Annotated in this window: 6 protein-coding genes and 1 pseudogene; 6 read left to right on the forward strand and 1 reads right to left on the reverse strand. The window is 72.4% G+C overall.

Annotated features, from left to right (window positions below):
• The first annotated feature begins 78 nt into the window (after positions 1 to 78).
• The 6 genes from ABZS54_RS05725 (at position 79) to ABZS54_RS05750 (ending at position 10,429) form a co-directional block, all read left to right on the forward strand.
• Positions 79 to 1,098, forward strand: a complete 1,020-nt coding sequence (locus ABZS54_RS05725; RefSeq protein WP_355531412.1) for an acyl-CoA dehydrogenase — start codon at positions 79 to 81, stop codon at positions 1,096 to 1,098.
• Complete coding sequence (locus ABZS54_RS05730) at positions 1,098 to 2,255, forward strand: acyl-CoA dehydrogenase family protein (RefSeq protein ID WP_355531414.1); 1,158 nt, start codon at positions 1,098 to 1,100, stop codon at positions 2,253 to 2,255. The genes ABZS54_RS05725 and ABZS54_RS05730 overlap by 1 nt, the downstream gene beginning before the upstream one ends.
• A 161-nt stretch (positions 2,256 to 2,416) precedes the next feature.
• Positions 2,417 to 4,879 carry a serine/threonine-protein kinase gene (locus tag ABZS54_RS05735; protein WP_355531416.1) on the forward strand — a complete coding sequence of 821 codons (2,463 nt, stop codon included), beginning with the start codon at positions 2,417 to 2,419 and terminating at the stop codon, positions 4,877 to 4,879.
• A gap of 429 nt (positions 4,880 to 5,308) precedes the next feature.
• Positions 5,309 to 6,670 (forward strand): extracellular solute-binding protein, encoded by a 1,362-nt coding sequence (locus ABZS54_RS05740; RefSeq protein WP_355531418.1) that lies wholly within the window; start codon positions 5,309 to 5,311, stop codon positions 6,668 to 6,670.
• A gap of 229 nt (positions 6,671 to 6,899) precedes the next feature.
• Positions 6,900 to 8,063, forward strand: a complete 1,164-nt coding sequence (locus tag ABZS54_RS05745; RefSeq protein WP_355531420.1) for an FAD-binding oxidoreductase — start codon at positions 6,900 to 6,902, stop codon at positions 8,061 to 8,063.
• Positions 8,064 to 8,152: 89 nt separating this feature from the next.
• Positions 8,153 to 10,429: an FdhF/YdeP family oxidoreductase gene (locus ABZS54_RS05750; protein ID WP_355531422.1), complete on the forward strand. Its 2,277-nt coding sequence runs from the start codon at positions 8,153 to 8,155 to the stop codon at positions 10,427 to 10,429.
• Between the two features lie 93 nt (positions 10,430 to 10,522).
• On the opposite strand, the pseudogene ABZS54_RS05755 reads toward ABZS54_RS05750, so the two are convergent.
• Positions 10,523 to 10,997, reverse strand: a pseudogene (locus tag ABZS54_RS05755) (NAD(P)/FAD-dependent oxidoreductase); the annotation flags it as partial.

The raw sequence follows: 10,997 nt of genomic DNA on the forward strand, positions 1-10,997 counted from the left end.
ATGGATCGGTCCACCGCCAGGGACTACGTTTGCGCCGGCCGGCTCGTGCGAGCGGCGAGGTGTGAACGGAGGTCGCCGGTGGATCTTGAACCGACGGAAGATCAAAAGGCGGTACGAGCCGCCTTTTCGGAGTTCTTCACGGACCGATGCCCCATTTCCGTGGTTCGCGCGGCCGAGCCGCTCGGCTTCGCGGCGGACCTGTGGCGGCGACTGGCGGCGATGGGCGCGCCCGGCATGGCGCTGCCCGAACGGGCCGGCGGTGGTGGAGCGGGCCGCTCGGATCTGGCCCTGCTCCTGCACGAGGCCGGCCGGGTCCTGGCGCCGGTGCCGCTGAGCGGGCACCTGGCCGCGTCCCCGCTGCTGGTCGACACCCCGTGGTGCGCGGAGGCGGCCGAGGGCACGTTGATCGTGGCGCCCGCACTGCGACCGACCGTGGACGGGCTGGCCCGCCTGGTGCCCGGCGGCGCGGTCGCGCACGTCGTGGTGGCCCTGGACGAGGACGAACTGGTCGCCGTGCGCGGCGAACCGCCGATGACCGCGCTGGTCAACCACGCGTGCGCGCCGCTCGCCGACCGGTACGTGCGCGACGATCGGGGCGGCCGGGTGGTGCTGGCCGACGGGGACGATGCGGCGCGGCGCTTCGCGATGCTGCGCCGCGAGTGGCAGTTGTATACGGCGGCCACGCTGGCCGGGCTGGCCGAGCGGGCGTTGGAGCTGGCGGTTGCGTACACGCTGGAGCGCGAGCAGTTCGGCAAGCCGATCGGCGCGTTCCAGGCGGTCCAGCAGGGGCTGGCCGACCTGGTCGGGCCGGTGGACGGGATCCGACTGCTGGCCGCGCGGGCCGCGTGGTGCGCCGACGAGGGCGATCCGGCGGAGGCCGGCCGGCTCGCGGTGATGGCGTTCCTGGCCGCGGCCGAGGTGGCCCGAACCACGACGTATCGCGCGGTGCACTTCCACGGCGGATACGGGGTGACCCTCGAATACGACATCCAGCTCTACTTCCGTCGCGCGCGGGGTTGGCCGCTGGTCCTGGGCGACCCGGACGAGGAGTACCAGCGGTTGGCGGACGACCTCTTCGGACCTGTGGGGAGCATCTGATGGACTTTCGGCCGAAGGAGTCGGTGGAGGAGTTCCGGCGCTGGATCCGGGCATTCGTCGCGGAGCACCTGACCGAGGACATGATCGAGCGGGCCCGGCGCACCGGCACGTTCCACGACTGGGAGTTCCATCGCGCGCTCGCCGCGACCGGGGTGATCGCCGAGGGCATGGCCGGGCCCGGTCGCAGCACCGGCCGCGATCCGTTGGAGTTGTACGTCCTGTTCGACGAACTCGGGCTGGCCGACGCACCGTTCTACGGGCTGGCCAATACGATGCTGGTGGCGGGCATCGTCGAGCAGATCGGCAGCGCGTTCCATCTGGCCGAGGTGCTGCCCCGATTCCACCGCGGCGAGGCGATCGCGGCGCTCGGCTACAGCGAGCCGGGGTCGGGCTCGGACGTGGCCGCGGCGGCCACTCGCGCGGAGCGCGTCCTGGGCCACCCGGAGGACGAGCCGATGTGGCTGGTGAACGGGCAGAAGATGTTCACCACGCTCGTGCACGAGGCCGGATACGTGATCCTGCTGACCCGCACCGACCCGGACGTGGCCAAGCATCGCGGACTGACCATGTTCCTGGTGCCGATGGACCTGCCGGGCATTTCCTTCCAGCCGGTGGAGACGATGGGCGGAGACCGTACCAACATCACCTACTTCACCGACGTCCGGGTGCCCGATCGTTGGCGGCTGGGCGAGGTCGACGGCGGGTGGGGCGTGATGAAGGTGGCGCTGGCGTACGAGCGCGGTGTGTTCGGCAACATGAACCAGGGTGTCTCGCTGCTGCGGCGGTTCACCCGGTGGGCGGCCGAGAGCGGGGCGATGGACGACACCTCGGTGCGCAAGCGGCTGGCCCGGATCGCGATCGACAACGAGATCACCGCGCTGCTGGCCCTGCGACCGGCGCTGATCGCGAGCGCGGGTGGGTTGCCGACGACCGAGGGCTCGATCGCGAAGTTGTTCGCGAGCGAGGCGTACAACCGCGCCGCCGAGGCGTGCCTGGACATGGCCGGGCCCGAGGGGTTGCTCGGCGAGCCCGGGGACGCGTGGTTCGTCGACCATGCCGCGCGGGACGCTCCGGTGACCACGATCTATGGCGGAACCAGCGAGATCCAGCGCAACAACATCGCCGAGCATCGGTTGGGGCTGCCGCGGGCTCGCTAGGAAGCCCGGGCGTCGGGGCGCCCACCGGGGGGTGCGGCGCCCGGCGTCCACCGATATGACGGGCTCGGATGGCGGGCGGCCGAACGGGTGGCCGGAGCGCGGGCCGCTTCATGGCAGACTTCGGCACCGTTCACACCGGTGAGCGAAACGGAGTTTCTGCCATGCGGCCGCTGCACGACGAGGACCCTTCGAGCGTTGGTGCCTACCGATTGGTGGGCCGGCTCGGCGAAGGGACCACGGCTCGGACCTATCTGGGGGCCGCGCCCGACGACACACCCGTCGTCGTGCGGGTGATCCGGGCCGACCTCGGGCGTGATCCCGCCTTCCGGGCCCGATTCGGCGAAGAGGTGGACGCCGCCCGACGGTTGCCCGGCCTGGGCACGGCGATGATCCTGGACGCCGACACCACCGGGCGTCAGCTCTGGTACGCCACCACCCACCTCCCGGGTCCGACCCTGGAGGAAACGGTGCGCCGGCACGGCCCGTTGCCCGGCCATTCACTGCGCGTGCTCGCCGGCGAACTCGCGGCCGCCCTGGATCGGTTGCACACGGTCGGGCTCCACCACGGCCGACTCGATCCGGCTTCGGTGCTGCTCGGCCCGGACGGACCGTGGTTGCCCGGGCTCGGGATCGCGCACGGGTCGGCCGGCTCTTCGGTAACCGCCGACGGCGTGGTGATCGGCACCGTGCTCGACTCCCCCGGTTTCCGTTCGCCGGAGCAGGTCCGGGATCTGACGGTGGGTCCGCCGAGCGACGTGTTCTCGCTCGGCTCCGTGCTCACGTTCGCCGCGACCGGCGTCGGCCCGTTCGATCGGGGCGGCGCGGCGGGCTCGGTGGCCGATCGGGTCGCCGACGGTGATCCCGAACTCGGCGACGTGCCCGCATCGTTGCGCACCCTGATCGCCGCGTGCCTGGTCAAGGACCCCGCGCACCGGCCCGCACCGGAGGAGGTGGTCCGGGTCGCGGCCGGCACCCCGGGGCCGACCTGGCTGTCCGCGGCCGGCGCCGCGTGGGTGGCCGAACGGGTGGCCAATCCGTGGGAGCCGCCCCAGCCGATGCCCGGCAGCGAGCCGTACGCGCCGGGCACCGTACCGGCCCCGCCGCCCGGCAGCGCGGCCGCGTCCGCATCCGCTTCCTCGGCTGCGGCCGCGGCGGACGCCGAACCCGACCCGGCACCGGCCGAGGCCGCGACCTTGGCCGAACCGGCGGCCACGCCCGAGCCCGCCGCGCCGCCCGCCAGGGCGGCAGCCCCCTCCCGCGCCCGTCGGTCCGACACCCGGGCCAAGTCCCGCCGCGGCTTCCTGGCCGTCGCGGGCGGCGCCGCGGTGCTCGGCGGCGCGGTGGCGGCCTGGGCGCTGAGCCGGGGCGGCGACTCGCCCAAAGCCACACCGAAGAAGCCCGTGCCGCCGCCGAGTCCGGTCGCCTCGGCCGGTCCGAGCACGCACACCTCGGTGCAGGAACTCACCGTCTGGACCACCGAGAACCTGGTGCCCACCGCGCTGCTCGGCGACCTGGGACTGGAGTTCGGAAAGAGCGCTTCCGGGGTCCGGCTGGGCAGCCGGCTCCAGTCCAGGGCCGGCTACACCCAGGCCCTGGAGCAGGCGCTGCGCGCGGGCCGCGGGCCGGACGTGTTCGAGTTGGACCTGCTCGCCCTGGCCCGGTTCAAGGCTGCCGACCTGATCATGGACCTGACGCCGCATCAGAGCCGGTTCGACGCCAACACCTGGTTCCCCGCGGTGCGCGCCTCGGTCACCTCCGCCGGCCGGATCATGGCGCTGCCGCTGGCCGCGAACGTGCCCGTGGTGCTGTACGACAAGGGGTTGTTCCAGGCCGCACAGGTGGGCGTACCCGCCGATCGGGTGACCTGGGTCGCGGACCTGGAGAAGTTGCGCCTGGCCAACGCGAGCAACCCCGACTACCGCGCGCTGTACGTACCCGGCGGCGGGTGGCCGATCCTGGCCTCGTGCGTATGGGAGGACGACGGCACGATCGCGGTCCAGGAGGGCGACGCGTGGCGCGGCACGCTCGACCTGCCCGGCTCGGTGGAGGGGGCCAGGTTCTTCCGTCACCTGCAGTCCTACGCGCCGGACGCGATCGGCGTGGGCAACGACGACCCGGCGATCGTCACCCGCGTGGCCAAGGGCAACGTCGCGTCGGCGATCGCCGACTCGGCACTGTACGACGCGGTGGTGGCGGCGAATCCGGCGTTGCGCGCGGTGCTGGGTGCGTTCGCGATCCCGGGCCGCACGGCGGGCAGACCGGCCGCGGTCGGGGTGCGCGGCACGGTGCTCGCGGTGTCGGCGTCCAGCCTGTTCAAGGAGTCCGCGATGGACCTGCTGGCGCTGATCGCCACCGAGCGCTGGCGCTCGCGGATCGCCACCGACGGCCGACTGGTCCCGGTGCGCACCGGCCTGGACCGGGCCCTGCCGCCGGACAATCCGATGATCGCGGCCTCGATCACGGCGTTGCCGGTGGGCGGGCGGGCGTATCCGGTCGCGCCCGGCTGGTCCGAGCGCCCGCTGGTCGAGCTTTCCAGGCAGACCCTGGCCGGCACCGATCCGCTGGCCGCGGCAGCCGCCGCGAACCCGATCGTGGCCCGCGAGTTCGGCGTTTCGCCGGCTTGATGGATCTCCCGAGCAGGGCGGGTGGGCAAGCGGCCCAGGGTTTGACAACATCCGTATCCCACCGACCGGAGGAGCCGCACTGTGCCGTCGTGGAATGACGACCCGCAGGTGTCATCAGAGCTGACATCGGAGGATGGCGCATCGGCCCACCCGCCCCCTCGGCCCACCCATGCGCCGATGGCCGGGCCACCACCCCCGCAACCCTCGGACGGATCGCCGCCGCACTACCCGGCCGGGCCACCGCCGCAGCAGTACCCGGGCGGAGTCCCGGCGCAATACCCGGCCGGCCCGCCGGCGCAGTACCCGGGCGGTGCGACACCGCAATACCCGGCCGGCCCGCCGCCGCAGTACCCGAACGTGCCGCCTCCCCCAGGCTGGGGACCCACTCCGCCGCCACCCGGCGGCGGTGCATCGTCTCGGCGCACAGTGATGGTGGCCGGTTCGGTCGCGGCGGTCGTCGCGGCCGGTGGCGGTGTCGCCGCGTGGTTGCTCACCCGCGGCGAGGACAAGGGCGCCGCGCCCACACCGACGCCGCGCCCCACCACGCCGGCGCCCCCGGTCCCGCCCACCCCGGAGCCGCCCACCGGCGAGAGCGGCCCGTACACGCTCACGCTGTGGCTGGAAAAGCCGCTGACCCCGGGCGTCGACCAGGCCAAGACGAACACCGACCTGGCCGCCGCGCTGCTCAAGGCGGATCCGTACGGGACCGCCCGCACCGAGGTCCAGGAGACGATCGACAATCGCAAGCTGGACACCGCGCTGAGCGCGGGCAACGGCCCGGACATCTTCCCGGCGCAGACCTTCACCCTGGCCCGTCGGGTGCGACGCGGGGACCTGCTCGACCTCACGCCGTACGCGAGCCGGTTGAACGTGGATGCCTGGCACCCGGCGGCCCGGGCGGCGTGCACGTTCGAGGGCAGGCTGTACGCGCTGCCGATGGACGTGTACGCGCCGGTGGTGGTCTACGACAAGCGGCTGTGCGACCCGGCCGGATTCACCGTGCCACGCACTCGGGACGAGTGGATCGCGCAGTTGGACAAGCTCAAGCAGCACTACGCGAGCGACCCGAAGTTCGAGGCGCTGCACTTGGTCGGCAAGGCGTGGCAGACGATCGCCGCGTGCCTGTACCAGGACGACTGCGAGATAGCCGTGCGCGAGGGCGAGCGCTGGGCCGGACGGCTCGCCGGCCCGGAGGGCCGAGCGGGCATCACCTTCTACCAGAAGCTCCAGGCGTATTCGACCGCGCCGAAGGACGTCGAGGAGGCCAATGATCCGGCGGGCCAAAGCACCGCCGTGCTCGCGGGGGGCAAGGCGGCGATGATGATCCAGGCCGACTGGATCTTCCCGGATCTGCTGCGCTCTTCCCCCGAGACGGCGCGCAACCTGGGCGCCTTCCCGATGCCCGGCCGCGGTGCGGACAAGCCCGGAGCGGTCGGCGTGTGGGGCGGGGTGCTGGCGGTGTCGGCGAAGACCCCGCACCCCGCGGGCGCGGTGAACATGCTCCGGGTGCTGGCCTCGGCGACCTGGCAGGAGCGGTGGGCGAACGAGAACGAGACGGTGCCGGCCCTGGCCGACCTGACCACCACCTCGGGCAGCACGAACGTGATGCGACCGGCCACGTTGGCCGCGCTCGGGCAGGGCCGGCCCTACCCGCAGGCGCCCGGCTGGTCGGCGGTGCCGCTCAAGAACTTCGCCGAGAACGTGTTGGCGAAGGGGCTCGACCCGAACGGGGCCGGGCGAAGCGCGGACGCCATGATCGCTGCCACCTTCGACAAGGACACCAACCTCTGATCGTCGGGTGGCCGGCGCACCGTCCTTGTCACCCACACGGCGCAAGAAATCCTCAAGCGTAAGCCCGCCGCGGTTCACGCGGCGGGCTTCCCGCATTACCCACCCTCCGCATTCACACGGCCGCCTACCGTCGTCTCACTTTCCCTTCGAGTGACCGGCGGTTTCCGGATTCGGCAGTACATGTCCCGCCGTCGGGTCGCTCTCCGAGTACACGAGGATGCGGTCCGTCATGTCCGGAAGTCCCGATCCCTCCCGGGCCGATCTGCTCCGCGGCAGCCTCACGGCCGTCGCCCCCGCCGCGCACGATCTGGTCTCGCACTTCTACGCCCTGCTGTTCCTGCGCCGGCCCGACCTGCGCGAGTTGTTCCCGCCGGCCATGGATCTTCAGCGCGACCGACTGCTCGCCGCGCTGCTGCGGCTGGGCGCGGGCGGCGACACACCTCACGAGCTGCGCCGCTTCCTGCGCCGGCTGGGCCGGGACCACCGCAAGTACGGCGTACTCGACGAGCACTACGACGCGGTCGGCTCCGCGCTGATCGGGGCCTTGGCCCGCTACCTGGGCACCCGCTGGACGGCCGAACTCCAGGCTGCCTGGCTGGAGGTGTACACGTGGGCGGCGGCGGTGATGATCGAGGCCGCCGCCGACGACGCCGAGGAGTCCCCGCCCTGGTGGGACGCGGTGATCACCGGCCACGAGTCGCGCGGGCGGGACATCGCGGTGATCACCGTGCAGCCGGATCAGCCGCTGCCCTATCACCCCGGCCAGCACGTGAGCCTGGAGACGCCGTGGTGGCCCAGGGTGTGGCGGCACTACTCGATCGCCAACGCACCGCGTGTGGACGGCCGGCTCGAACTGCACGTGCACGCGGTGCCCGCGGGTTGGGTGAGCAACGCGCTGGTGCACCGGGCCCGAGTCGGCGACCACGTTCGGCTCGGGCCCGCGCGCGGCGGCCTGGTGCTGCGCGGCGAGACGCTGCGCAGCACGCTGTGCGTCGCCTCCGGAACCGGCCTGGCGCCGATCAAGGCGCTGGTCCAGCACATGGCCCAGCGGCAGTTGGCCAACCGGGCGCACGTGTTCATCGGCGCGAAGTACGGGGTGGACCTGTACGACCTGAACGCGCTGTCCGCGATGGCGGAGGTGTATCCGTGGCTGAACGTGATCCCGGCGGTCACCCACGACCGCTCCTTCGCCGGTGATCAGGGCGCGCTGCCCGACGTGCTGGCCCGGTACGGGCGCTGGCCCGACCACGACGTGTTCGTCAGCGGGTCGGCGGCGATGGTTCGGGCCACCGCACACCGGCTGACCGGCGAGCTGGGCGTCGCCCCGCAGCGGCTGTACACCGAGAGTCTGGACGAGATCGCCCAGGGGCCGCGGCTGCTCCAGGGCTGCTGAGCTGCGGACACTCAACCGCGGGGGCGTAACGTACGGGGCACCAGGGTCGTGTCGAAGCGACCGGTTCGAACAGCAGCAGGAGCACCCGCATGGTCAGCAAGCCGCCCGTGAACGACGTCGGCGACGAGGGCCTCGTGATCGGCCCGCCCAAGGAGTACGCGGCCGGACTGCCGGCCGTCGCCTGGTCGCTGCGCCATGCCGGCCGCCAGATGGGGGTCAAGCGCAGCCTGCTCACCCTGGTTCAGGTCAACCAGAAGCAGGGCTTCGACTGCCCCGGGTGCGCGTGGCCCGAGCCGCACCATCGCAGCGTCGCCGAGTTCTGCGAGAACGGCGCCAAGGCGGTCGCCGAGGAGGCCACCGTGCGCCGGGTGGACGCGGACTTCTTCGCCGCGCACCCGGTCGCCGAGTTGGCCGTCAAGTCGGACTACTGGCTGGGCCAGCAGGGCCGGCTGACCGAGCCGATGTACCTCGCCGAGGGCGCCTCGCACTACGCGCCGATATCGTGGGAGGACGCGTTCGGGGTGGTCGCCGAGGAGTTGGCGGCGCTGGACTCGCCGGATCGGGCGGCGTTCTACACGTCGGGCCGCACCAGCAACGAGGCCGCGTTCGTGTACCAGTTGTTCGTGCGCGCGTTCGGCACGAACAACCTGCCGGACTGCTCCAACATGTGCCACGAGTCGAGCGGCTCGGCGCTGACCCAGACGCTCGGGGTCGGCAAGGGCAGCGTGTCGCTGGAGGACCTGTATCAGGCCGACCTGATCTTCGTGGTCGGGCAGAACCCGGGCACCAACCACCCGCGGATGTTGTCCGCGCTGGAGAAGGCCAAGCAGGCGGGCGCCTCGATCGTGGCGGTCAACCCGCTGCCCGAGGCGGGACTGCTGCGGTTCAAGAATCCGCAGAAGGTGTCCGGCATGCTCGGCTCGGGCACCCGATTGACCGACGAGTTCGCGCAGATCCGCTTGAACGGCGACCTCGCGCTGTTCCGGGCACTGAACCGGCTGCTGCTCGAAGCCGAGGACGCCGCGCCGGGCACCGTGCTGGATCGTGCGTTCATCGACGAATACACGCACGGCTTCGAGGAGTTCGCAACGGATGTGCGGACCACGCCGTGGGCCGACGTGCTCGAGGCCACCGGGCTCGCGCGCGAGCAGATCGAGCGCATCCATCGGCGTGTGCTCGACTCGCAGCGGATCGTGGTGTGTTGGGCGATGGGTCTGACCCAGCACAAGAACTCGGTGCCGACCATCCGCGAGGTGGTCAACTTCCTGCTCGTGCGCGGCAATGTCGGCCGGCCGGGCGCCGGGGTGTGTCCGGTGCGCGGGCACAGCAACGTGCAGGGCGACCGGACGATGGGCATCTACGAGAAGCCCTCGACGGCGTTCCTGGACGCGCTGGAGAAGGAGTTCGGCTTCGCCCCGCCGCGCGAGCACGGATACGACGTGGTGGACACCATCCGGGCGATGCGCGACGGCAAGGTCGAGGTGTTCGTCGCGGTGGGCGGCAACTTCGTCTCGGCGACCCCGGACACGAGCGCGACCGAGGCCGCGTTGCGAGCCACCCGACTGACCGTCCAGGTGTCCACCAAGCTCAATCGTTCGCATGCGGTCACCGGCCGGCGGGCGCTGATCCTGCCCACGCTGGGTCGCACCGAGCAGGACGGGTTCGTCACCGTCGAGGACTCGATGAGCGCGGTGCACATGTCGCGCGGCAAGCTGCCGCCGGCCTCGCCGCACCTGCGCTCCGAGCCGGCGATCGTCTGCGGGCTCGCCGAGCGGGTGCTCGGCGATCGGGTGGCGGTGCCCTGGCGCGAGTTCGCACGCGACTACGACCTGATTCGGGATCGCATCGAGCAGGTGATCCCGGGCTTCACCGACTTCAATCGGCGGGTGCGCGAGCCCGGCGGCTTCGTCCTGCCGCACGGGCCGCGCGACGCGCGGACGTTCCCGACCACGACCGGCAAGGCGAACTTCTCCCGCAACGACCTCGCGGTGCTGCGGGTACCGCCGGGCCGGCTGATCCTGCAGACGGTTCGCTCGCACGACCAGTACAACACCACGATCTACGGCCTGGACGACCGCTATCGCGGGATCAAGCAGGGCCGCCGGGTGGTCTTCGTGAACCCGACCGACCTGGCCGAACTCGGCATCGCGGACGGCGCCCTGGTCGACCTGGTCGGCGAGTGGAGCGACGGCACCGAGCGCCGAGCGCCGTCGTTCAAGGTGGTGTCCTACGACACCGCCGCGGGCTGCTGCGCGGCCTACTTCCCGGAGACCAACGTGCTGGTGCCGCTGGACAGCACGGCGGACGAAAGCAACACGCCGACCTCGAAGTCGATCGTGGTCCGACTGGAGCCGCACTCGCGCTGACACGGCGGCCGGGTTTGTCGAGCGCCGGACGGGCTGATCGGCCCGTCCGGCGCTTTCGGACCTGTGCGGACGCCGTGCTCGGTGCCCCGGGAACTAGCCCTGGAAGCGGGCCGCGAGTACGGCTGCCAGGCGGCGGGAGGCGAAGCCGGTGCCGTGGACGAAGCGGACCACCGGGCCGAAGGTCGCCGCGGCCGGCGGGCCGGTGACGTACAGGCCCGGCACGGTCGTCTCGAACGCCGCGTCCAGCGCGGGCAGCCCGCCGACCGTGGTGATCCGCCGCCGCACGTGCGGCGCGAGGAAGCCCAGCGCGGCCAGGTCGATCCGGTAGCCGGTCGCCGCGAGCACATGGTCCGTGTGCACCTCGCGCTGGTATCCGGTCCGGTCCCGGAGCAACATCCGGGCCCGCCCGTCCGGCTCGCGGCGGGCCCCGGTGACCGTCTGCGCGTCCCGCACCGGGACCCGCCCGTCCAGCCGATCCCGCAACCACCAAGCGGCCGAGGGGCCGAGGATGCGCCGGGCCAGGTCGACCCGCACGCGCGCGGGCAGCAGCCGGAACGCGGCCGGCCCG

It is taken from the genome of Embleya sp. NPDC005575 (assembly GCF_040605455.1).
Lineage (GTDB): Bacteria > Actinomycetota > Actinomycetes > Streptomycetales > Streptomycetaceae > Embleya.

Coding starts and splice junctions, on each gene's coding strand:
- ABZS54_RS05735 (WP_355531416.1), top strand. CDS start 2,417: ATGCGGCCGCTGCACGACGAGGACCCTTCGAGCGTTGGTGCCTACCGA.
- ABZS54_RS05730 (WP_355531414.1), top strand. CDS start 1,098: ATGGACTTTCGGCCGAAGGAGTCGGTGGAGGAGTTCCGGCGCTGGATC.
- ABZS54_RS05750 (WP_355531422.1), top strand. CDS start 8,153: ATGGTCAGCAAGCCGCCCGTGAACGACGTCGGCGACGAGGGCCTCGTG.
- ABZS54_RS05745 (WP_355531420.1), top strand. CDS start 6,900: ATGTCCGGAAGTCCCGATCCCTCCCGGGCCGATCTGCTCCGCGGCAGC.
- ABZS54_RS05740 (WP_355531418.1), top strand. CDS start 5,309: ATGGTGGCCGGTTCGGTCGCGGCGGTCGTCGCGGCCGGTGGCGGTGTC.